The organism is Nocardioides sp. BP30 (assembly GCF_029873215.1).
Classification (GTDB): domain Bacteria; phylum Actinomycetota; class Actinomycetes; order Propionibacteriales; family Nocardioidaceae; genus Nocardioides.
Genome location: NZ_CP123620.1, coordinates 1,895,149 through 1,916,309, shown reverse-complemented (window position 1 = coordinate 1,916,309; position 21,161 = coordinate 1,895,149). Strand labels below are relative to the sequence as shown.

Below are 21,161 nucleotides of genomic sequence, written 5' to 3'. Positions count from 1 at the left end.
CGACGGCAACCGCCAGCACCGCCCGCGGGGGTAGCCCGCCGCGGGCCGGCGGCGCTAGACCGAGGCCGGCCCCTGCGGCATCGGCGCCTGCCAGTTGCGCCAGATCGCCAGGATCCGCCACACCGCCACCACGAGCGCGCCCACCGCCGTCGGTGCGGCGTCGTGCAGCCCGAGCCGCAGGCCGAGCACCGCCACCGCCGAGCCGGCCAGCGCCGGGATGGCGTAGAGGATGCCCGGCTTGAGCACCAGCGGCACCCGTCCGGCCAGGACGTCGCGCAGGATGCCGCCGCCGATGCCGGTGACCATGCCGAGCAGCGTGGCCGGCAGGAACCCGAGGCCGAAGTCGACCGCCTTCAGCGCACCGGCCGGCGCGAACAGGGCCAGCCCGAGGGCGTCGACGACCAGCATCGAGCGCTCCATCCGGCCGAGCGTGGGATGGAACCAGAACGTCAGCAGGCCGGCCGCGACCGGTGCCAGCAGGTAGCGCCAGTCGTTCAGCGCGGCGGGCGGCGTGGCGCCGATGAGCACGTCGCGGATGAAGCCGCCACCCAGCCCGGTGCACGCGGCCAGGACCGTCACGCCGAAGACGTCGAGCTCCTTGCGCACCGCCACCAGAGCGCCGGAGATACCGAAGACGAAGATGCCCAGCAGATCGAGGACGACGAGGGTGGTGGAGTGCTCGGTTGCCACGGCGACATGGTTCCAGCACGGCGTGAGGAGAAAGGCGCAGGCACGCCGGTGTGCCACGTCGGATCGCCGTCGCCGGTGCCGTAGGCTGACGGGCATCATGTCGGCCGAAGAACTGCCCCTGACGGCTCCGGCACACCAGCCGGAGCAGGACGCTGACACGCGTCCGGTCGCTGTCACGCTGGCTTCGGTCACCCGCGACGGGCGGCGCGCCATCCTGGTCGACGAGCAGGGGCGCGAGTTCACCCTCGAGCTCGACCCGAGGCTGCGTCCCGCCGCACCCCAGGAGCAGTCCCGCCGAACGGAGGTCCCGATGGAAAGCGCCTTGCGCCCCCGCGACATCCAGGCTCGGATCCGCGCGGGAGAGAGCCCGGAGCAGGTCGCCGAAGCGGCGCGCAGCACGGTCGAGAAGATCATGCCCTTCGCGGCGCCGGTGCTCGCCGAGCGCGAGCACACCGCCGAGCGGGCACAGAAGGCGTCCGTACGCCGCCGGCCCGGCGAGGCCTCCGCCGTACGCACGCTCGGCGATGCTGTCGCCACCCACCTGCGTGGCTTCGAGCTGGAGCCGGACGCGATCGCCAGCGCCGTCGCGTGGGACTCCTACCGCCGCCACGACGGGCGGTGGAAGCTGATCGGCTCCTACGACCTGCCCTTCCGCGCAGGCACCGCCGAGCTCACCTTCGACATCCCCGGCAACTACGTCTCCCTCGACAACGACGACGCCCGCTGGCTGGTCGGCGAGCAGATCGCCGAGGAGCCGGCGACGGTGGTCCGCGACGACCTCGAGGCGGCCCGGCTGAGGAGGCTGCAGCCGGCTCCGGCCGAGCCGACGGCGGAGGCTGCGCCCACGACCCATGTCGAGGAGGTCGAGGAGGTCGACGAGGCCGAGCAGGTCAGTGCGACCGAGCAGACCATCGAGACACCGCTGATCGACATGCCGGCCGAGGCCTACCTGTTCGACGCTCCCGCGACCCCCGAGCCGGCGACCCGCGAGGCCGACGAGCCTGTCGCCGAGGCAGCGCCGGAGCAGCCCGAGGCCGAGGTGACTGCGGAGCAGGCACCCGAGGCGCCGGTGCGGCGTACGAAGCGCAAGGGCCGCGCGTCGGTCCCGAGCTGGGACGAGATCATGTTCGGCGGCGGGCCCTCCAAGTAGGACGGGGCGGTCGAGGCGACGGTCGGGGTAGTCCGGGGCGGAAATCAGGGGTTTCCGGCTCGCAGGCCTGATTTGCGCCCCGGACTACCCCAACTCCCCCGTGGAGCCGACTGACAGTGGCTCGTTGCGACCTCAGTCGACGACCTCGACCAGGTGTCCCTGGTCGAGGTACCAACGGATCGGTCGGCCCAACACGACCATCGCGCCGCCACCCGGCTGGGCGAACCATGGGGCGGCGACTCCCTCCTGCGCCTCGGGGAGCTGCGAGAGCACCAGATAGCGATGGTAGGGAGCATCCACGTCGGTCGGTGGCTGCGAACGCTCGGCGAACGGCGTGCCCAAGGCGTAGAGATGGTGGGTCGTCGCGGCGCCGAAGGTGTCGAGGGCCTCACCGGCGGCGCCAGCCGCCGGACCGGCCGCCCCTTCACGGGCCCGCGTGCGCTGCTTGATCGCCGCGGCGGCGACCTCGCCGCGGCGCTCCAGCGCCTCGACCTCCGCCGAAGGCACGGTCCGCGGCCGCGTCAGGACGAGTCTGGTGACGATCGCCGCGGCGGCGTCGAGGTCTGCTGCGCTGCCGTAGGGGGCGAACCGTCCACGAGCCACCGCGCCGACCACGAAGGCGTCCCCGTAGGGGACCACGACCCAGACGCCCTCGGGCGGCGGCGGCGTGCCCGGGGTCGGAGGGCGCGTCAGAATCGCGGACGTTCCGGGAACGCCGCCCGCCCGGAGCCGCTTGCCGAACTCCTCCTGCTGGCGCGCGGTCACTGCGATCCTCCGTGCCGGCTGCGCAACCGAGCCAGGACGTCCTGCGCGACGTGCTGCATCCGCTGGCCGTCCCGGCGATCCTCACCGGCGGTGCGCGCGGGTGGCGCCGGCGAGAGCAGGACGCGTGCCAGCTCCTGCACCGCCGCCAGCTCGCTGGCGAACGCCTCGACGTAGTCGTCGTTGTCCCCACGGCCGAAGGTCACGATCTCCGCGCGGCCGTCCGGGAGCGTCCGCACGGCGCTGGATCCTTCGGCGTGGGAAAGGCCCGGGTCACCGAATCGCCCGACGTTCTCAGGAGGGCGATGAGACCGGGCGAGCGCATCCTTGAGGTCCTCGACCGTCCGGATCGCTGAAAGCTCGCTCATCTGACCACCTTCAGGGATCCGTGGTCGACGTACCACTGGACCGGTTTGTCGAACTTGTACTGGACGCCACCGCCGGGCTGCTCGAACCACGGCGCGATCTCGCCTTGGGTGACGTCGGGGGGCAACGGTTTCTCCACACGGTACTGGTGGTAGGGCTGGCCCGCGCTGTCCGGCGGGATGGCACGCTCGTCGTACGGCGTCGCATCGGGTGAAGCGTATCTTCCGCGCGGCTCGCCGAACCGGTCGATCGTGTCACCGGGGCTCAGCGTGTTGGGCTCCAGCATCGGTGCACCATCAGGGCCGATCTGGAAGCCATCCTCCGGCGGATACTTCCAACCGCCCGCACCGCCGCTGCGTCAGCCCGCTGAGCACCCCGAGCGCCGCGAGCAACGACAGCCCGGTGTCACCCATCGCGGCCTGCACCTCGTGCGTAGGGACTGCTGGCCGCCCAGCGCGTGCTCATCCCTTGGCTGAACGGCCGGGATCGGCCGGGCGCCCGCCCGGCGAAAGGACCACGTCGCCTCGGTATCGATAGGTGACTTCCCTTCCGAGCTGATCCGCCACTTGCTGGCTCAGCGCTCGACCTCGAGCCGCGAAGTCGTGCTCCGCCTCCTCCGAGCCGAACGATGCTTGACCCGGATCTTGGGGATCGAAGATCGCATCGAACTCGTCGGCCCACGCAACCAGCTCATCGGCAAGCGCCGAATCGACGAGGTCGTGCGGATCCGGGTTGTCGAGGGTTCCTGCCAGATCCGTGGTCCATGTCGGCCAGCACTGCCACTCCGCCGCGATCCGGATCTGAGGGTCGGTCACTTCACGCTCCTTGGATTCGCCCCGACGATATAGCCATTCTTGCCGACGGTGATGGCGACGTGTCGCACCTCGCCGTCGACCGTGACCTCATAGATCAGCCGCCCGCGCCCCTGCGTTCCGACGACATTTCCGTCGGTGAGTGCCTGCTTGATCACCGACTGAATCTCACTCTTGGGTATGCCCGCCTTGACGAAGTCGTCCGCATGTTCGCCAAGGATGTGCTCGAAGCCGGCATTCGCGTTGCCCTTCTCAAGAAACACGATCCGCCCGTCGGAGTCTCGGAAGACCATCATCACGTCGTCGCGACTGAACTTCACTCCCTCGCGGTCGAGTTCCGCCAGCAGTGCTGCCGGCCGCTCCCCTCGCGCGACGCCCACCCCGGCCTTCTCCAGGGCCGTGACCAGCTTGGCGTTGACGAACTTCCCGAGCTTGAGCACCACCTCACCGATCGACTTGATCGCCGTCTCGATCGCCGTCTTCACGGTGCGAGCCAGCTCGATCAGCTCATTGAGAATGCGGATGACCTTGGACGCGGCATTGGCCACCTCAGCACCCTCGGCCGCCTGAGCGGCCGCCTCCGAGATCCCGACCGTGACAACCGACAACAGCCCACCAGCAGCCTCGATCCCGATCGTCCACTCGATGAAGCTCCTCAGCTCATCCTCGATCTCCTTGTGCTTGTCATCAACGTGCCGCGCATAGTCGTCACACGCCTTCCCGACCGCCGCACAGGCCCCACCCAACGTCCCCAGATGCCCCGAAATCTCCCGGCACGCACCATGCACGTCATCCATCTCCGGCGAGACAATGGCATACAGCGCACCGTCGGCAGCATCGACCGCATACTGCTGATCAGTGATCGACGCTCCAGCCTTCACCCAGGCCGCACCCGCACCGCGCAGCTTCCCGGTATCGGCATCAGGCCACAGCAGACCACCCACATGGCCGGCGATCCAGTGCCACCAACCCGGCTGGTCACCGGTGCCACCCGCCGCGGAGGGCGGCGCCGGCGCACTGAGACTCTCGGTGCCATGCGCAGGATCGGTGTCGCCACTGGCCGCAGCCGGCATCCCGGGATACATCAACGCGGCATGCTCGGCACCCTCATGGTTGGCCAACGAGCCATTGAGCAGATTCGCCATATTCGCCAGCGCATCGCCCATCGAGCAGCCGGCCTGCACCAGCTGGGCCGCGGCGGGATCGTACTGCCGGGCCCACTCCTCTCCACCGGTATCGGTACCGGCCATCGCACCACTGGCATAGAGAACATCGGTCAGCGAGTCGACCGCGTCCACAACGGCCCGATTGGCACCGGCCAACTGGCCGACCGCATCAACGTAACCCGTGCTGTCGACCTCCACCGGCAGCATCAGCGCAACTGCTTCCAAGTCGAGGAGTTGGCCCGGACCGCGGCCGAGTAGGACGCGTGCGCCTGTCGGGCCGCCTGGTGCAGCTCCAGCACCGCGGCGTGGATCTCCCGGCCCCCCTTCGCGAGCCGCGCCTGCGCGAGGGCCTGCGCCTCGGCGGCCTCGCCGAGCCAGTCCTGCTGCAAGGCGTCGACAGTGCTCTGCAGGTCGGTGAGCCGGGCGGCGAGCGCTGTGCTGAACGTCTCCAGGCTGCTGACGACATGGTCCAGCTCATCGAGGTCGACCTTGAACGCTGTCATCGCCTAGCCCAGCCGGTCCGTGAGCCGCTGGTGCAGTGCCTGCGCCGCGTCGGCGCGGTCACGGTCGGTGCCGGCCAACTCCGCGCGCGTGGCCGCTATCGCGGCGCTCTCCAGCCCCAGCCCGGACAGGACGTCGGACATGCCCTGGCACCACTGCGTCCAGGCCGTCCGGAACTGCTCTGCCGCCTCCCCCGACCAGCGCGCGTCGAGCAGGTCGTCGACCTGCGTCTTCAAAGTGGTGTGCTCGTCGACCAGACCCGCACGGATCTGGCCGATCTGCTGACTTGCCCGGTCGAGGGCGGCGAGCTCGGCTTGCAGCGTCATCTGGAGGTCCTTCCCGAGGTTCCTCCGTGTTCTACCGCGCCCGAACGCCACCGAAACCTGGCGAGTCGACCGGCCCTCAGTCGAACGGCAGGGGCTCGGCGCCGAGCGAGACAGCGCGAGCACGACCGGCCGTCATCCGGCGCCGGTGGTGCTGGCGGCAGAGGACCTCATAGGAGACGACGCCCGGCTCGTCGAGCGCCGGCGGCGCCTCCTCGGTGTCGCCCACCACGATCACCTCGCCCTCGGTGACCATGATCCCGTCCTCGACCCGGGCGTTGTGGGTCGCCCGCTTGCCGCACCAGCACAGCGCCTCCACCTGGAGGACCTGGGTGGCGTCGGCGAGCTCGACCAGCCGCGCCGATCCGGGGAAGAGCCGGGTGCGGAAGTCGGTGAGGATGCCGAAGCAGAAGACGTCGATCTGCAGCTCGTCGACGATCTTGGCGAGGGCGTCGATCTGCACAGGGCTGTAGAACTGGGCCTCGTCGCAGATGAAGTAGTCGATCCGCCGGCCGTGGGTCAGCGCGTCCACCGTGAAGCGCCAGAAGTCGAACTCGGGCGCCACCTCGATGGCGTCGTGGGTCAGCCCCAGGCGGGAGGAGACCATCGCCGACCCGGCCCGGTCGTGCGCGGTGAAGATGAGCCCCGCGAGGCCGCGAGCGGCACGGTTGTGGTTCGTCTGCAGGGCGAGGGTGCTCTTGCCCGAGTCCATCGGGCCGGTGAAGAACGTCAGCGAAGCCACGACCGAGGATCCTCCCACGAGGGGTCAGCTGATCAGGATCGGGATCAGCATCTCGTCGGCCGTCAGTGAGCCGTGCAGGCCCACCAGGGTGTTCTCGTAGGGGAAGTCGACGGTGGAGACCACGGCATGGTCGCCCCGGGAGGCGACGACCACGTCGCCCAGGCGCGGGAGTACGCCGGGCACGACGGATCCGAACCAGCCCTCGGCGATGGCATCCTCGCGGGTCATCACCTCGGCGCGCTCGCCCAGCACCTCGCGCCAGGTGGCGACCACGTCCCCGACCGCCCCGCGGGCGCAGTACAGGTGGCGGAACCGGGCCTCGCCGCCCAGCAGCGCCACCCCGTCGCGCAGCTCGAGCCGCTCGTCGACGTCGATGCGCCGCTCGGGCGCGGAGTCGATCATGCCGTGATCGGCCACCACCATGAGCCGGGTGCTGTGCGGCAGGGCGTCGCGCAGCTGCTCGGCCTCGGCGTCGATCATCGAGAGCTGCTGCAGCCAGGGCGCCGACGCGACCCCGTGCCGATGGCCGGTCCAGTCGAGATCGCCGTCGTAGAGGTAGGTCAGCGAGCACCGGTGCCGGGAGGCCTCCACCGCCGCGGCGATCCGCTCGCCGACCCGGTCCGCGCCGACGAACTCGGCGCCCCGGTGCGCCGCCACCGTCAGCCCCGACCCCTCGAACTCGCGCTTGTTCACCACCGTCACGCTCGCGCCGCCCTCGACCAGCCGCTGGAACGCGGTGGTGTTGGGCTGCCACTCCAGCGGGTCGACGTCCTTGCGCCACTGCAGGGCGTTGAGCAGGTGGTCGGTCCCGGGGATGCGCGAGGTGTACCCGACCAGGCCGTGCGAGCCCGGGGTCAGCCCGGTGCCGAAGGAGGTCAGGCTGGTCACCGTCGTGGACGGCACACCCGCGGTCCCCGGCTCGGAGTGGGCGAGCAGCGAGGACAGGAACGGGGCTGCGTGCGCGTAGCGCTCCAGCAGCCTGGCGCCCAGGCCGTCGATGAGCATCACCACGTACGCCGGCGCGTTCGGCAGATGCAGCCCCGCGGGCACGCCGTCGCACCCCAGGGCGGCGGCGATCGCCGGCACCACGTCACCCAGCGACCGGTCGGCGTACGCCGGGGGGACGAACGTGGGATCGGGCCCGGGCCTCACGCGCGGGGCCCGCTCACGCGCGCCCGGTGCGCGCCGAGAGCGACTCGGCGAAGGCCAGCATCTGGGTGACCGCCGAGACCCCGTCGGCGGCGGCCGAGACCCGCAGCGAGAAGTCGTCGGAGGACAGCGAGCCGGTGTAGCCGTGATCGGCCTCGCAGTTGGGGTCGGCGCAGCCTGCGGGCTCCAGGTCGAGCCGGCCGACGGCTCCCCACCCGATGGTGAGCACCGCCTCCGCGGCCCGACCCGCGCCCTTGGCGGGGTTGGTGACCATCCGGGTCACCACCACCGACTTCACCGCCGAGAGCGCGACGGCCTCGGTCGAGGTCGAGGTGTAGGGCTCGGGCAGCAGGTCGTCACCGGCGTGCTCGTCGGTGTGGGCGAGGATCAGCCGGCTCGGGGTCAGCACCAGGACGCTGAGGTGGCGCCGTACCTCGTCGTGCTCGAAGGTCGGCTCGTGATGGACGAAGTAGGCGCTGACCTGCTCGCCGGCCACGGCTGTGCGCACGCCGTCGAAGACCACCTCGGGGTAGTAGCCGGTGCGCTCGATCTCCGCTCGCAGCTCGCGGCTCTGGTCCACGTCTGTGAAACTCATGGCCTCAGTCTCTCACCCGTCGCCGACACGGCCCTAGGACGGAAGGGTGTCGGCGGCCGGGGCCGTCAGCCGCCGCACGAACCAGTCCGACCGCGGGTCGTCGACCGGGTCGATCCGTGCCGAGGCGGTGAGGACCGCCGCGCCCTCGAGGCCGACGAGCACGAGACCGAGCTCGATGCCGCTGACCTGCGGCAGGTCGTTCTGCAGCTGCGCCACCCGGCGCACCAGCCGCTCGACCTCCTCGACGTCGACCACGTCGGCACCGCGGTAGCCGAACAGCAGCGGGGCGGCCTTCACCTCGCGCACCATCGCAGCGGCGTCGCGCTTGGTCAGCGGCGGGATCCGGTAGGACCTGTCGCCGACCAGCTCGGACAGCGGGCCGGCCATGCCGAAGGAGACGACCGGACCGAAGAGCGGGTCCTCGCTGGTGCGGATCGTCACCGGTACGCCGGGGCGCGCGTTGGGCTGCACGACGAAGCCGGTCCGATGGGCCGGGTCGGGCTCGCCGATCGCCTCCAGCAGGAACCGCCAGGCATCGCTCATCTCGGCGGCGCCGAGGATGTGCTGCACGACGTGGGCCTGGTCGGGGCGCTCGCGGAGGTGGTCGGCCGTCGCCTTCAGCACCACGTCCCACCCGAACTCGGCGCCGGCCGCTATCGCCTCCTCCGGTGTCGCGACAGCGCGCGAGGGCCACAGCTCGACGCCGTACGCCGCCAGCAGCCCGGTGACCTCCTCGCGCTCCAGCTCGCCCCCGGCGGGTCGCCGGCGCAGGATGTCCTGCACCAGGCGCCTGGCGGCCACGATGTCGGCGGCGTCGGCCTGTTCGAACTCGGCGGGACCGTCGTTGCGCAGCCACACGGCGTACTCGACGACCTTGGCCAGCGCCCGGACGGCACTCTCCACGCTGGAGTAGGACGGCACCGAGCCCCGGCCGGCCGTCGAGCCGGCGACGTCGGGCACGCGCAGCAGCTCGGGCACGCCCTCCGCGCCGAGGAAGGAGGTGACCAGGGGCTTGTCGGACTGCTCGCCGACCGCTGCCAGCACGTTCGCCACCTCGTCGCCGGAGACGTTGAGCGGCGGGATGTAGACGGCGACCACGGCGTCCACGTCGGGATCGTCGATCGCCGAGTCGAGGGCGTCCTCGAAGTCCTCCGGCGAGGGCTCGGCGGGCAGCGCCACCTGCTTGTTGACGGCGAGGCCGACTCCGGCGGCGGCATCGGCTGCGAGCAGCCCGAGCGCGTCGGAGTTGCCGACGATGGCGACCCGGCGGCCGCGGGGCAACGGCTGGTGGGCCAGCAGCTGCGCGACGTCGAACATGTCCTCGAGCGTGTCGACCTGGATGATGCCCGCCTGCTTGAACATCGCGTCCACGGCCTGCGGCGGCGCCGCGATCCGGCGCACCATCTGGCCCATCGGCACGCCCTGGGTGGTGCGCCCGGAGCGGACCGCCACCACGGGCTTGCGCAGCGAGACGCGCCGGGCGATCCGGGAGAACTTGCGCGGGTTGCCGATCGACTCGAGGTACATCATCACGACCTCGGTCGACTCGTCCTCCTCCCAGTACTGGAGCAGGTCGTTGCCCGAGACGTCGGCACGGTTGCCCGCGGAGACGAAGGTGGTCAGCCCGAGGCCGCGGTTGTTGACCTTCTCCAGGATCGCGCTGCCCAGCGCGCCGGACTGGCAGAAGAACCCGGCGCGACCGCGCGGCGGCATCGTGGGGGCGAGCGAGGCGTTGATCGAGACCTGCGGGTCGGTGTTGATGATGCCCAGCGCGTTCGGGCCGATCAGGCGCAGGCCGTAGGACCGGGACAGGCCGACCAGGCGACGCTGTCGGCGGCGGCCCTCCTCGCCCGTCTCGGCGAAGCCGCTGGAGATCACGACCAGGCCGTGCACGCCCTTGGCGGCGCAGTCGAGGACGACCTCCTGCACCGCCTCGGCCGGCACCGCCACGATCGCCACGTCGACGTCGCCGGGGATCTCGGCCACGGACTTGTACGCCGGCATCCCGCTGACCGCCGTGGTGTTCGGGTTGACGACGTAGACCCGGCCGGTGAAGTCGCCGGTGACCAGGTTGCGCACGATCAGCTGCCCGACCGTCTCCTGGCGGCGGGAGGCGCCGATGATCGCCACGCTGCGGGGGTTGAAGAACCGGTGGATCGAGGCGGCCTCCGCCTCGTGCTCGCGCGCCGCGAGGACGCCGATGGCGGTGTCGGTGACCTCGATCGGGAACTCCAGCGAGATCACGCCGTCCTCGTAGCCGCTGGCCACCTTGTAGCCGGCGTCGCGGAAGGTCTGGATCATCCGGTGGTTGTCGGGCAGCACCTCGGCCACGAACCGCTGCACCCCGCGCTCCCGGGCCGCCTGCGCCAGGTGCTCGAGCAGCAGCTGGCCGATGCCGCGACCCTGGTAGGCATCCTCCACCAGGAAGGCGACCTCCGCCTCGCCCGCCCGGACGACGTCGTAGCGGCCGATGGCGATCATCCGGCCGCGCAGGGTCAGCACGAACGCCACCCGGTCGACGTAGTCGACCTCGGTGAAGCGGTCCACGTCCTTCTCGGACAGGACCGGCATCGGTGAGAAGAACCGGTAGTACTTCGACTCGTCCGAGACCCGGGCGTAGAACTCGACCAGGAGCTCCTTGTCGTCGGGAGTCACCGGCCGGATGTGGGCGGTGCGGCCGTCGCGCAGCAGGACATCGGCGGTCCAGTGCGCCGGGTAGGTGGGGGCGTCCTGCGAGGTCACAGCGCAAATCTAGCGGGGCCGCGGCCCGGTACGGCGTGGCCTGCAGCCGAACTGTCGGTGCCACCAGGGAGAATGCGCCCCATGGCACGCAGCAAGACCCAGCAGGAGCTCCCGGATGACGACTTCGAGGAGCACATCCTCGACACCGACATCAAGGACGAGATGCAGTCGTCCTTCCTGGAGTACGCCTACTCGGTCATCTACTCGCGCGCCCTGCCCGATGCCCGAGACGGTCTCAAGCCCGTCCAGCGCCGGATCCTCTACACCATGAACGACATGCGGCTGCTGCCCGACCGCGGCCACGTCAAGTCGGCCCGCGTGGTCGGCGAGGTGATGGGTCGCCTGCACCCGCACGGCGACGGCGCCATCTACGACGCGCTCGTCCGGCTCGTCCAGCCGTGGGTGATGCGGCTGCCGATGGTCGACGGGCACGGCAACTTCGGCTCCCCCGACGGCGTCTCCGGCGCTGCGGCGATGCGCTACACCGAGTGCCGGATGGCGCCGCCGGCTGTCGCGATGACGGCGAGCATCGACGAGAACACCGTCGACTTCCGGCCCAACTACGACTCCCGCGAGCTGGAGCCGACCGTCCTGCCGGCCGCACTGCCCAACCTGCTGGTCAACGGCGCCTCCGGCATCGCGGTGGGCATGGCGACCAACATGGCGCCCCACAACCTCGTCGAGGTGGTCGCGGCCTGCCGCCACCTGATCACCCGCCCGCAGGCGGACCTCGACGAGCTGATGCGGTTCATCCCCGGCCCCGACCTCCCGACCGGCGGCACCATCGTGGGCCTGGACGGCATCCGGGACGCCTACGAGACCGGTCGAGGCACGTTCAAGATCCGCGCGACCGCCCGCGTGGAGCCGGTGGGCCGGCGCAAGGGCATCGTGGTGACCGAGCTGCCGTACGGCGTCGGCACCGAGAAGGTGATGGAGCGGGTCAAGCAGCTGGTCCAGGCCAAGAAGCTGCAGGGCATCAGCGATCTGGTCGACCTGACCGACAAGACCCACGGCACCCGGCTGGTGATCGAGGTCAAGAACGGGTTCGTCCCCGAGGCTCTCCTCGAGCAGCTCTACAAGCAGACGCCGCTGGAGGACTCCTTCGGGATCAACAACGTGGCGCTGGTCGACGGGCAGCCCCGCACGCTCGGGCTCAAGGCCCTGCTGGAGGTCTTCCTCGGCCATCGCTACGAGGTCGTGCGCCGACGCTCGCAGTTCCGGCGGGACAAGGCGGCCGCGCGGCTGCACCTGGTCGAGGGTCTGCTGCTGGCCATCCTCGACATCGACGAGGTCATCCAGCTGATCCGTTCCAGCGACAACGCGCCGGCCGCCAAGGAGCGGCTGATGAGCGTGTTCGACCTCTCCGAGCTCCAGGCCGAGTACATCCTCGACATGGCGCTGCGCCGGCTCACCAGGTTCTCCCGCATCGAGCTGGAGAAGGAGCAGTCCGAGCTCCAGGCGACCATCGAGCAGCTCGACGCGATCCTCAGCGACGACACGCTGCTGCGCAAGGTCGTCTCCGACGAGCTCGCCGAGGTCGCCAAGACCTACGGCACCCCTCGCCGCACGGTGCTGCTCTCCTCGGCCGGTACGGCGGCGGCCGCCGCTGCGTCGACGCCCCTGGAGGTGGCCGACGACCCCTGCTACGCCCTGCTCAGCTCGACGGGACTGCTCGCTCGCACGCAGGGCGACGAGCCGCTGGGCAGCTCGGAGGGCGGCGCCCGCGCCAACCACGACGTGATCGTCTCGGCGGTCGCGACGACCGCCCGCGCCGACATCGGCGTGCTGACCTCGCAGGGCCGGCTGCTCCGGCTCGGCGTGCTCGATCTCCCGGCCATCCCGCCCACGGCCGGCGAGCCCAACCTCCAGGGCGGCCTGCCGCTGAGCGCGCTGCTCTCGCTGGATCCGGGCGAGCGCGCGCTGGGGCTGTGCACGCTGGTCGCCGACGGACCGGGCCTCGCGCTCGGCACCCGGCTCGGCACCGTCAAGCGGGTCAACCCCGAGGTGCTGAACAAGGACGAGTGGGAGGTCATCCGCCTGGCCGACGGCGACGAGGTCGTCGGCGCCGTCCAGCTGCGGACCGGCGAGGAGACGCTCTGCTTCGTCACCTCCGATGCGCAGCTCCTGCACTTCACCGCCGACCAGGTGCGCCCTCAGGGCCGCTCCGGCGGTGGCATCGCCGGCGTGCGGGTGGCGCACGGCTCGCGGGTGGTCTTCTTCGGGGCGTTCGACCCGGCCGGCCCCGACGGCGCGTCGGTGGTCACCGTGGCCGGTGCCTCCACCGCGCTGCCCGGCACGGAGACCGGCTCGGTCAAGGTGACGCCCTTCAGCGAATACCCCAGCAAGGGGCGCGCGACCGGCGGCGTGCGCTGCCAGCGCTACCTCAAGGGCGAGGACAGTCTGATCTTCGCCTGGGCGGGTCCGGCCCCTGCGCGGGCAGCGGCCAGCAGCGGCGCGCCCGTCGAGCTGCCGCCCGCGGACGGCCGCCGCGATGGCTCCGGCGTACCGCTCGCGCAGCCGATCGACGCCTGCAGCGGCCCGGTGAGCGCGTTGCAGTCGGGCGCCGGCGCGCACTGAGTGTGGGAGGCTGTGGCGCGTGCGCATGCTCCGACGTACGGCCCTGTCCCTGGTGGTCACGGCCCTTCCCGTCCTGGCGCTGAGCGCGTGCGGCGGCGGGAGCGGCGCCGGCGCGCCGCCGCCCGCCGAGGCGATCGCGCAGGCCAAGTCGGCGCTCGACCATGCCGCCGGGGTGCAGCTGCATCTCGTCGGCAAGGACCTGCCCAGCGGCAACGTCCTGGTCGGCGCTGACGGCACGCTGACCCGAGCGCCCGCCTTCGACGGCACGATCGCGATCAAGGTGCTCGGCGCCACCGCTCAGGTGCCGGTGGTCTCGGTCGACGACAAGGTCTACGCCAAGCTGCCGCTGACGACGTCGTGGCAGACCATCGATCCGGCACAGTACGGCGTGCCGGATCCCGCGACGCTGATCGCACCCGACACCGGCATCTCCCGGCTGCTGACCGCTACCACCGACCTGAAGAAGGGCGACACCGTGCGCGGCGGCAAGGACAACAAGCAGGTGCTGACCACCTACACCGGCACCCTCCCCGCCTCGGCGGTGGCGGCGATCATCTCCCAGGCGGCCGGCACGTTCGCCGTCTCCTACACGATCGACGACGACCACCGGCTGGAACAGGCAGCGATCCGCGGCCGGTTCTACGGCGCCGACACGGCTGCGTCGACCTACACCGTCACGCTCGACGACTACGGCGTGACCAAGACGATCACCAAGCCGTGAGACAGGGGCGCCTGCTCGCCCTGGCCGCGATCGCCGTGGCCTTCGCGGCGGCCGACACCTACGTGGTGGTGCTCGCGCTGCCCGAGATGATGGCCGGGGTCGGGCTCTCCGTGGAGCAGCTGCAGGAGGCGGCCCCGATCGTCTCGGCGTTCCTGCTGGGCTACGTCGCCATGCTCCCGCTCATCGGCTCGGTGGCGGACCGGCGCGGCCGCGTCCCGGTGCTGACGGCGGGCCTGGTCGTGTTCGCCTTCGGCTCGCTGCTGACGGCCCTGGCATACGGGCTCGGTCCGATGATCGCCGGCCGGTTCCTGCAGGGACTCGGTGGCGGCGCCCTCGTGCCGGCCACCCTGGCCCTCGTCGCCGACCTCTACCCGGCCGAGCGTCGCGGCGTCCCCCTCGGCGTCGTCTCCGCCATCCAGGAGGCGGGCTCCCTGCTGGGTCCGCTCCTGGGTGCCGTCGTGCTGGCGGTCGCCGACTGGCGCGCCATCTTCGCGATCAACCTCCTGGTCGCGGCGGTACTCGCGGTCGCCGTCGAGCGCTCCTCGTCCCTCCGGTACGCCGAGCCCGGCCCGGCTCCCCGACGGGCCCGGCCGGGGGCTGCGCCACGGGCGTGGCCCGACCCCATCGGCATGCCCCTCCTGCTCGTCGCGGCCGCCACCGGCGCCCTGGTCTTCGTCGAGCCGACGGCCATGATGCGCGACCTCACCTGGGGCAGGCTCTACATCCCGATCACCGGCGAGAGCCGTTGGAGCACCCCGCTCGGCGTGACCTGCCTGGGAGCGGCGGTCCTGTTCGCGCTCAGGTGCACGCTCGCGCGGCGCACGAGGTGGCCGCTGGTCGACGTACGCGGCTGGGCGGCGAGCCTCCGGGAGGTCGACGTGCCCGGCGCGCTGCTGCTGGCAGGGGCGCTCGCCGGCCTGATCCTGACCTTCGCGACGGCCGACCCACAGGTGCAGGCGATAGCACCCGGAGGCTGGTGGTACCTGGCCGGTGCCGTCCTGGCGCTCGCCGCGTTCCTGGTCCGGCAGCGCACCGCCGCCACTCCCCTGCTGCCCCGCGGCGCGTTGCGCGCCCGGCCGGCCTGGGGTGCCGTGCTGGTCAGCCTGCTGGTGGGTGCGGCGCTGGTGGCGGCGCTGATCGACGTACCGCTCTTCGCGCGCACCACGGTCTACCCCGACAGCCAGCTCGATGCAGCGCTGGTGCTGGTGCGCTTCCTGGTGGCGCTGCCGATCGGGGCGATCGCCGGCGGCCGCCTCACCCGGCGCGCGTCCGCCGGGGCGATCGCCTGCGCGGGACTGGTGCTGGCGGCCGCCGGACTGGCCTGGATGGCCCGCTGGGACGTCGACGCGCTGCGACACGCCACCGCCACGGTGCCCCTGCTGCTGTGCGGGCTGGGCTTCGGGGTGGTGCTCGCCCCGGTGAACGCCGCCGTGCTCGCCGCCACCGATGCGGCCATCCACGGCCTGGCCGGCGCGCTGGTGGTCGTCGCGCGGATGATCGGCATGCTGGTCGGCCTGTCGACGCTCACCACGCTGGGACTGCGGCACTACTACGCCGCCCAGGCCGATCTCCCCTCGATGAGCTCGGTGTGCGGGACGCACGGGCTGTGCGACCGCTACCAGATCCTGTTGCAGCGGGCGGGGATCGCCCAGGAGCACACCGTGTTCGGAGTCGCGGCCGTCGTGGCGGTGGCCGGCGCCGTACTCGCTCTGGGTCTGCTGCGGGGCGCTGCCACTCGAGAGGTGGACACTCGCGAGGCGCTGCAGGGGCTCGGCTAGCCTGCGGGCATGGCTGATTCCGCTGACTTCGACGACCTCCTCGCCGCCAACGCCGACTTCGCCGCCGACTTCCAGTACGGGGGCTTCGACGGCATCGCCCGGGCCGGGGTCGCGCTGGTGACCTGCATGGACTCCCGGATCGACCCGCTGCGCATGATCGGGCTCAAGCCCGGCGACGCGAAGATCTTCCGCAATCCCGGCGGCCGGGTCACGCCGCAGGCGATGGAGGCGCTGGTCCTGGGCGTGCACCTGCTCAACGTCTCGCGCATCCTCATCGTCCCGCACACCCGCTGTGCGATGGCGTCGGGTACCGAGGCGGAGATCCAGGCCCGGATCGCTGCCTCGGCCGGCGTGGACGTCTCGTGGCAGCCGATCGGTGTCATCACCGACCAGCACCGCGCGCTCACCGAGGACGTGCACAAGGTCAAGGCGCACCCGCTCATCCCCGACAGCGTGCAGGTCGGCGGCTTCATCTACGACGTGGACAGCGGGCTGCTCAAGCGAGAGGCCTGAGATGGCGCTATCCCTCCAGGAGACGCTGTACCCGCAGCTCACCTGCTTCGGCTGCGGGCAGGCCAACGCCAAGGGGCTCCGGCTGCGCAGCTTCCGGGAGGGAGAGCGGTACGTCGCTCAGTTCCTGCCCTGGCCCGAGCACGACAACGGCACCGGCTTCCTCAACGGCGGGATCATCGGCACCCTGCTGGACTGCCACAGTGCGGCGGCGGTCGTCGACACCGCCTACCAGCACGACTGGCGCCCGCTGGGCGATGCGCTGCTGCCGTACCTGACGGCGGGTCTCGACGTGCGCTACCGGCGCCCGGCGCCGCTGCACGAGCCGGTCAGCCTGGGGGCCGAGGTGACGGCCGCGGCCGAGAGTGAGATCACCGCGCATGTCTGGTTGGAGCACGACGGCAAGGTGCGCGCCGAGGCCGAGGCGCTGTGGAAGCGGTGGCGGCCACGGCCGTGAGGACGGGCACTGTGTCACGGGGACACGGTGACATTCGCGCGAACTGTCGCCGTGACCGTTCGCGCCGCGTCAGTCGACCAGGTCCTCGCCCGCGTACACGTTGAGCTGACCGCCGCGGACCATGCCGGCCAGCAGCAGACGGTGCTCGCGGGCCAGGTCGACGGCCAGCGAGGACGGCGCGGAGACGGCGACGATGCCGGCCACGCTCGCCGCGACGGCCTTCTGCACGATCTCGAACGACACCCGGCCGCTGACCACCAGCAGCTCGCCCGTGGCCGGCAGCAGGCCGTCCAGCAGGGCCCGGCCGATCACCTTGTCGACCGCATTGTGCCGTCCGACGTCCTCGAACGCGTGCCGCAGGGCGCCATCGGCCCCCGCCAGGGCCGCCGCATGGACGCCGCCGGTCTTGTCGAAGGCACGCTGCCGGCTCCGCAGCGCATCGGGCAGCGCCGTCAGCACGGCGGCCTGCACGCGCCAACCGTCCTGGTGGGGTACGGCGCGACGCAGCGGGGCCAGGTCGAGCACGTCGGCGCTGCACACCCCGCAGGCCGCCGAGGTCACGAAGGCGCGTGGCCGGGGCGGTCGTACGCCGGAGGCCAGCGTGATGTGGACCCGGTCGGTGTCGTCCTCCCGGCAGGAGCGCAGCTGCACGATGTCGGTCGGCCGCTGGACGCCTGACTCCACCGTCAACCAGCCGGCTGCGAGCTCGAGATCGTGCCCCGGCGTCCGCATCAGGGTCGCGATCGCCTCGCTCTCCCCTCCCGGGCTCGCCGGCTCCAGGCCCAGGACCAGCGGCGACTCCACCGCCAGATCGTCCGGGGCGCGCACGCCGCGCCGTACGATCGCGCGCCGGGTCGTCATCACTGCCACGGCTCCAGCCTAGGCCGACCTACCAGCGACTCGGGCCTCCGTCCCCGTCGAGTCGGGCCTCCGTCCCCGTCGACTCGGGCCTCCGTCCCCGTCGACTCGGGCCTCCGGACAGCCGGCCCCGCCTCACCGGTCGACCCGAGCGGCCCGGATTGGGTATTTCCGCACCGATGCCTGGTCCGCCCACGGGTGCCGGCCCTAGCGTCCTGACATGCCGCTCTACATGGATGTCCATCACGTCGGCGAGGTCAGCCTCGACGACGTCGCGAAGGCGCATGCCGCCGACCTGGCGACGCAGGACGAGTTCGACGTCAACTACATGAGCTACTGGGTGGACGAGGCCAACGGGACGATCTTCTGCCTCGTGGACGCCCCCGACGCCAGCGCGGCCAGCGAGGTGCACCGCAAGGCGCACGGCCTCGTCGCCGACGAGATCCACGAGGTGCGCGCCGGCACGTGAGGCTCAGCGCTCCAGGACAGCGCGCAGGTTCTTGTCGACCAGCGCGCCCTCGAGCGCGCCCCGGGCGACGAACGCTCGCAGTGCCGCCACATCTGTCACCGGCGCGAGCAGCGCCACCAGCGCCTCGGCCGCAGCGATCACGTCCGCGCCGATCGGTACGTCGGCGAGCAGCGGGCAATCGATCGCGCCGCCCTCCGGCTCGGGGCCCGCAGCGGGCAGCCAGCCGCCTACCTCGAAGACGAGCTCCGCCGTCGGCGCGGGTGAGTCGGCGCGGACGTCGACGTACCAGAACACCTCGCCGGCCTGCAGCCGCAGATGACCCTTGCGCGGCTTGGCGCCCCCCGCCTTGAGCGCCTTGGTGATGGCCGCCCGGCGGGTCTTCTGGTCAGCGGGCATCGTGACGTCGGTCTCGGGCGGGCATGGGGCAAGTGTTGCGCATCACGCCGACGGCCGACGGCGCGGGGTGACTACGCGTCGATCGCGTCCGCGTCGACCTCGTAGGCGCCGGCGATGACGAACTCCTTGCGCGGCGCGACGTCCGAGCCCATCAGCAGCTCGAAGACGTCGGAGGCGGCCTCGGCGTCGTCGACGGTCAGCCGGCGCAGGGTGCGGTGCCGCGGATCCATGGTGGTCTCGGCCAGCTGGTCGGCGTCCATCTCGCCCAAGCCCTTGTAGCGCTGCACCGGATCCTTCCAGTTGACGCCGCGCTTCTTGAGGTCGGCGAGCTTGCGCTGGAGCTCGTCGTCGGAATAGGTGTAGACGTACTTGTCCATCCCCTTCTTGGGGTTGGACAGCTCGATGCGGTGCAGCGGCGGTACGGCGGAGTACACGCGGCCGGCGTCGATCAGCTCGGGCATGTACTTCATGAACAGCGTGGCCAGCAGCGTGCGGATGTGCGCGCCGTCGGCGTCGGCGTCGGCCATGAAGATGATCCGGCCGTAGCGACGCGCCTCCAGGTCGAAGGTGCGCCCGGAGCCGGCGCCGACGACCTGGATGATCGAGGCGCACTCGGTGTTCTTCAGCATGTCGCCGACCGAGGCCTTCTGCACGTTGAGGATCTTGCCGCGGATGGGCAGCAGCGCCTGGAACTCGGAGTTGCGCGCCATCTTCGCCGTACCGAGTGCGGAGTCACCCTCGACGATGAACAGCTCGGTGCGGTCGTTGTCGTTGGACCGGCAGTCGGCGAGCTTGGCCGGCAGCGAGGACGACTCGAGGGCGTTCTTGCGGCGCTGGGTCTCCTTCTGCTGCCGCAGCGTGAGCCGCGTCTTCGCGGCGCCGTACACCTTCTCCATCACCCGCTTGGCGACGGCCTTGTCGGCTGCCTTCGCCGAGGTCAGGAACTTCTTCAGCTCGGCGGCGACGACCTTGCGCACCACCGTGCGGGCCGCGGGCGTGCCGAGGATCTCCTTGGTCTGGCCCTCGAACTGGGGCTCGGCGAGGCGCACCGTCACCACCGCTGTCAGGCCTTCGAGGACGTCGTCCTTGATCACGTCGTCGTCGTTGGCCTTCAACACCCGGGCGGCCTTCATCGACTCGTTGAAGGTGCGGGTGATCGCCTGCTCGAAGCCGCTGACGTGGGTGCCGCCCTTCGGCGTGGCGATCACGTTGACGAAGGAGCGCAGCTCGACGTCGTAGCCCATCCCCCAGCGGCACGCGACGTCGACGGTCAGCTCACGCTCGACGTCCTGCGGCGTCATATGACCCTGCTCGTCGAGCATCGGCACCGTCTCGGTGAAGGTGTCCGAGCCCTGCAGCCGCAGGATCGGGGTGACCCCCTCGTCGTGGGCGAGGAAGTCGACGAACTCCGCGATGCCGCCGTCGTGGCGGAACTTCTCCTCCACCGGAACCTCGCCGCGCAGATCGCGGATGACCAGCTCCAGGCCCGGGACGATGAAGGAGGTCTGCCGCGCCCGGGTGACCAGGTCGTCGTAGACGAAGCCGGCGTCCTTGGTGAAGATCTGCCGGTCGGGCCAGAACCGCACCAGCGTTCCGGAGCGACCCTTCGTCACCCTCGCGCCCTTGCGGCTCAGCCCGCTCTGCTCGGTGAAGGCCGCCTTCTCGCCCTCGCCGTCGAACACGCCGGGCACACCGCGGCGGAAGCTCATCCCCTGACGCGCCGGTGAGCGGTCGACGTCGATGTCCATCCGGGACGAGAGCGCATTGACGACCGAGAGGCCGACGCCGTGCAGACCGCCGGTGGCGGCGTAGGAGGAGCCACCGAACTTGCCGCCGGCGTGCAGCTTGGTGGCGACCACCTCGACGCCGGGAAGGCCGGTCTTGGGCTCCTTGTCGGTCGGAATGCCGCGACCGTCGTCGTACACCTCCACCGAGCCGTCGGCGTGCAGCGTCACCTCGACCCGGTTCGCGTAGCCGGCGAGTGCCTCGTCGACGCCGTTGTCGATGATCTCCCACACACAGTGCATGAGACCCCGGGTATCGGTGGAACCGATGTACATGCCCGGACGCTTGCGCACCGCCTCCAGACCCTCCAGGACGAGGAGGTGCGCGGCGTTGTACGTGTTGGTGCCAGCGTGCTCGGCGATGACGTGCTCCCGGTGGTGCGAGGGGTGGTGCGGGGGGTCGTGCTGTGGGACCCGAATCTACCCGCGACACGCCCGCGTGCCCTCCTCGCCACGCTCACTTGGCACTCAGGACTACCGTGAGCGCAGATCAGGATCTACTGATACCGAAGCTCGGGTACCGGGAAGCCGATGTGGAGAACAACTCTTCATGGTGAGATGGAGTGGCAGGTGACACAGGAGCTGGGGAATCTTCGCCAGCCCCGCTACGTTG

The 21,161-nt window shown here is 71.2% G+C and carries 22 protein-coding genes; 7 read left to right on the top strand and 15 right to left on the bottom strand.

The features are described 5' to 3' along the window. Positions 1 to 54: 54 nt before the first annotated feature. Positions 55 to 690: a trimeric intracellular cation channel family protein gene (locus P5P86_RS09040; RefSeq protein WP_280610986.1), complete on the bottom strand. Its 636-nt coding sequence runs from the start codon at positions 688 to 690 to the stop codon at positions 55 to 57. A 97-nt stretch (positions 691 to 787) separates the two neighbouring features. Between P5P86_RS09040 and sepH the strand changes: the two genes are divergently transcribed. After that, on the top strand, positions 788 to 1,840 hold the full coding sequence (gene sepH / locus P5P86_RS09035) for a septation protein SepH (protein ID WP_280610985.1): 1,053 nt from the start codon (positions 788 to 790) through the stop codon (positions 1,838 to 1,840). A gap of 132 nt (positions 1,841 to 1,972) precedes the next feature. Here sepH and P5P86_RS09030 read toward each other — a convergent pair whose 3' ends face one another. The 11 genes from P5P86_RS09030 to P5P86_RS08980 form a co-directional block, all read right to left on the bottom strand. Further along, positions 1,973 to 2,605, bottom strand: a complete 633-nt coding sequence (locus tag P5P86_RS09030) for a TNT domain-containing protein (protein ID WP_280610984.1) — start codon at positions 2,603 to 2,605, stop codon at positions 1,973 to 1,975. Next, positions 2,602 to 2,841 (bottom strand): hypothetical protein, encoded by a 240-nt coding sequence (locus P5P86_RS09025; RefSeq protein ID WP_280610983.1) that lies wholly within the window; start codon positions 2,839 to 2,841, stop codon positions 2,602 to 2,604. Before P5P86_RS09025 ends, P5P86_RS09030 begins: the two co-directional genes overlap by 4 nt. 125 nt (positions 2,842 to 2,966) lie before the next feature. Next, the gene (locus tag P5P86_RS09020; RefSeq protein ID WP_280610982.1) at positions 2,967 to 3,254 is read right to left on the bottom strand and encodes a TNT domain-containing protein; all 288 of its coding nucleotides are present in this window, start codon (positions 3,252 to 3,254) and stop codon (positions 2,967 to 2,969) included. 175 nt (positions 3,255 to 3,429) lie between these two features. Further along, positions 3,430 to 3,783 carry an immunity protein CdiI family protein gene (locus tag P5P86_RS09015; RefSeq protein WP_280610981.1) on the bottom strand — a complete coding sequence of 118 codons (354 nt, stop codon included), beginning with the start codon at positions 3,781 to 3,783 and terminating at the stop codon, positions 3,430 to 3,432. Then, on the bottom strand, positions 3,780 to 5,153 hold the full coding sequence (locus tag P5P86_RS09010; protein ID WP_280610980.1) for a WXG100-like domain-containing protein: 1,374 nt from the start codon (positions 5,151 to 5,153) through the stop codon (positions 3,780 to 3,782). The genes P5P86_RS09015 and P5P86_RS09010 overlap by 4 nt, the downstream gene beginning before the upstream one ends. Next, entirely contained in the window at positions 5,153 to 5,449 is a 297-nt protein-coding gene (locus tag P5P86_RS09005; protein WP_280610979.1) for a WXG100 family type VII secretion target, read from the bottom strand. The genes P5P86_RS09010 and P5P86_RS09005 overlap by 1 nt, the downstream gene beginning before the upstream one ends. Before the next feature lie 3 nt (positions 5,450 to 5,452). Continuing rightward, complete coding sequence (locus tag P5P86_RS09000; RefSeq protein WP_280610978.1) at positions 5,453 to 5,773, bottom strand: WXG100 family type VII secretion target; 321 nt, start codon at positions 5,771 to 5,773, stop codon at positions 5,453 to 5,455. Between the two features lie 76 nt (positions 5,774 to 5,849). Beyond that, positions 5,850 to 6,512 carry a thymidine kinase gene (locus tag P5P86_RS08995; RefSeq protein WP_280610977.1) on the bottom strand — a complete coding sequence of 221 codons (663 nt, stop codon included), beginning with the start codon at positions 6,510 to 6,512 and terminating at the stop codon, positions 5,850 to 5,852. A gap of 24 nt (positions 6,513 to 6,536) precedes the next feature. Further along, positions 6,537 to 7,664: an alkaline phosphatase family protein gene (locus P5P86_RS08990; RefSeq protein WP_280610976.1), complete on the bottom strand. Its 1,128-nt coding sequence runs from the start codon at positions 7,662 to 7,664 to the stop codon at positions 6,537 to 6,539. A gap of 13 nt (positions 7,665 to 7,677) precedes the next feature. Then, the gene (locus tag P5P86_RS08985) at positions 7,678 to 8,256 is read right to left on the bottom strand and encodes a DUF5998 family protein (protein ID WP_280610975.1); all 579 of its coding nucleotides are present in this window, start codon (positions 8,254 to 8,256) and stop codon (positions 7,678 to 7,680) included. 33 nt (positions 8,257 to 8,289) lie between these two features. Next, entirely contained in the window at positions 8,290 to 10,998 is a 2,709-nt protein-coding gene (locus tag P5P86_RS08980; protein ID WP_280610974.1) for a bifunctional acetate--CoA ligase family protein/GNAT family N-acetyltransferase, read from the bottom strand. Positions 10,999 to 11,079: 81 nt separating this feature from the next. Here P5P86_RS08980 and P5P86_RS08975 point away from each other — a divergent pair, with 81 nt between their 5' ends. From P5P86_RS08975 to P5P86_RS08955, 5 genes are read left to right on the top strand one after another with little or no spacing between them, the layout of a single operon-like run. Continuing rightward, complete coding sequence (locus P5P86_RS08975; protein WP_280610973.1) at positions 11,080 to 13,575, top strand: DNA gyrase/topoisomerase IV subunit A; 2,496 nt, start codon at positions 11,080 to 11,082, stop codon at positions 13,573 to 13,575. Positions 13,576 to 13,600: 25 nt separating this feature from the next. Further along, positions 13,601 to 14,296 carry an LppX_LprAFG lipoprotein gene (locus P5P86_RS08970; RefSeq protein WP_280611238.1) on the top strand — a complete coding sequence of 232 codons (696 nt, stop codon included), beginning with the start codon at positions 13,601 to 13,603 and terminating at the stop codon, positions 14,294 to 14,296. Further along, positions 14,293 to 16,074, top strand: coding sequence for an MFS transporter (locus P5P86_RS08965; protein ID WP_280610972.1), 1,782 nt, complete (start codon positions 14,293 to 14,295; stop codon positions 16,072 to 16,074). Before P5P86_RS08970 ends, P5P86_RS08965 begins: the two co-directional genes overlap by 4 nt. Positions 16,075 to 16,083: 9 nt before the next feature. Then, entirely contained in the window at positions 16,084 to 16,587 is a 504-nt protein-coding gene (locus P5P86_RS08960; protein WP_280610971.1) for a beta-class carbonic anhydrase, read from the top strand. A gap of 1 nt (position 16,588) precedes the next feature. After that, the gene (locus tag P5P86_RS08955) at positions 16,589 to 17,041 is read left to right on the top strand and encodes a PaaI family thioesterase (protein WP_280610970.1); all 453 of its coding nucleotides are present in this window, start codon (positions 16,589 to 16,591) and stop codon (positions 17,039 to 17,041) included. Positions 17,042 to 17,110: 69 nt separating this feature from the next. On the opposite strand, the gene P5P86_RS08950 is transcribed toward P5P86_RS08955, so the two are convergent. After that, a complete protein-coding gene (locus tag P5P86_RS08950) occupies positions 17,111 to 17,902 on the bottom strand; it encodes a formate dehydrogenase accessory sulfurtransferase FdhD (protein WP_280611237.1) in 792 nt (263 codons plus the stop codon). 217 nt (positions 17,903 to 18,119) lie between these two features. On the opposite strand from P5P86_RS08950, the gene P5P86_RS08945 reads away from it, so the two are divergent. After that, positions 18,120 to 18,368 (top strand): DUF4242 domain-containing protein, encoded by a 249-nt coding sequence (locus tag P5P86_RS08945; protein WP_280610969.1) that lies wholly within the window; start codon positions 18,120 to 18,122, stop codon positions 18,366 to 18,368. 3 nt (positions 18,369 to 18,371) lie between these two features. Here the strand turns inward: P5P86_RS08945 and P5P86_RS08940 are convergent, their stop codons facing one another. Then, positions 18,372 to 18,764 carry a hypothetical protein gene (locus P5P86_RS08940; protein ID WP_280610968.1) on the bottom strand — a complete coding sequence of 131 codons (393 nt, stop codon included), beginning with the start codon at positions 18,762 to 18,764 and terminating at the stop codon, positions 18,372 to 18,374. A 71-nt stretch (positions 18,765 to 18,835) separates the two neighbouring features. Further along, positions 18,836 to 20,911, bottom strand: coding sequence for a DNA gyrase/topoisomerase IV subunit B (locus P5P86_RS08935; RefSeq protein ID WP_446724937.1), 2,076 nt, complete (start codon positions 20,909 to 20,911; stop codon positions 18,836 to 18,838). Positions 20,912 to 21,161: the final 250 nt, after the last annotated feature.

Coding starts and splice junctions, on each gene's coding strand:
- sepH (WP_280610985.1), top strand. CDS start 788: ATGTCGGCCGAAGAACTGCCCCTGACGGCTCCGGCACACCAGCCGGAG.
- P5P86_RS08950 (WP_280611237.1), bottom strand. CDS start 17,902: ATGACGACCCGGCGCGCGATCGTACGGCGCGGCGTGCGCGCCCCGGAC.
- P5P86_RS08975 (WP_280610973.1), top strand. CDS start 11,080: ATGGCACGCAGCAAGACCCAGCAGGAGCTCCCGGATGACGACTTCGAG.
- P5P86_RS08985 (WP_280610975.1), bottom strand. CDS start 8,256: ATGAGTTTCACAGACGTGGACCAGAGCCGCGAGCTGCGAGCGGAGATC.
- P5P86_RS08955 (WP_280610970.1), top strand. CDS start 16,589: ATGGCGCTATCCCTCCAGGAGACGCTGTACCCGCAGCTCACCTGCTTC.
- P5P86_RS08940 (WP_280610968.1), bottom strand. CDS start 18,764: ATGCCCGCTGACCAGAAGACCCGCCGGGCGGCCATCACCAAGGCGCTC.
- P5P86_RS08970 (WP_280611238.1), top strand. CDS start 13,601: ATGCTCCGACGTACGGCCCTGTCCCTGGTGGTCACGGCCCTTCCCGTC.
- P5P86_RS08960 (WP_280610971.1), top strand. CDS start 16,084: ATGGCTGATTCCGCTGACTTCGACGACCTCCTCGCCGCCAACGCCGAC.
- P5P86_RS09010 (WP_280610980.1), bottom strand. CDS start 5,153: ATGCTGCCGGTGGAGGTCGACAGCACGGGTTACGTTGATGCGGTCGGC.
- P5P86_RS09000 (WP_280610978.1), bottom strand. CDS start 5,773: ATGACGCTGCAAGCCGAGCTCGCCGCCCTCGACCGGGCAAGTCAGCAG.
- P5P86_RS09020 (WP_280610982.1), bottom strand. CDS start 3,254: ATGCTGGAGCCCAACACGCTGAGCCCCGGTGACACGATCGACCGGTTC.
- P5P86_RS09005 (WP_280610979.1), bottom strand. CDS start 5,449: ATGACAGCGTTCAAGGTCGACCTCGATGAGCTGGACCATGTCGTCAGC.
- P5P86_RS08945 (WP_280610969.1), top strand. CDS start 18,120: ATGCCGCTCTACATGGATGTCCATCACGTCGGCGAGGTCAGCCTCGAC.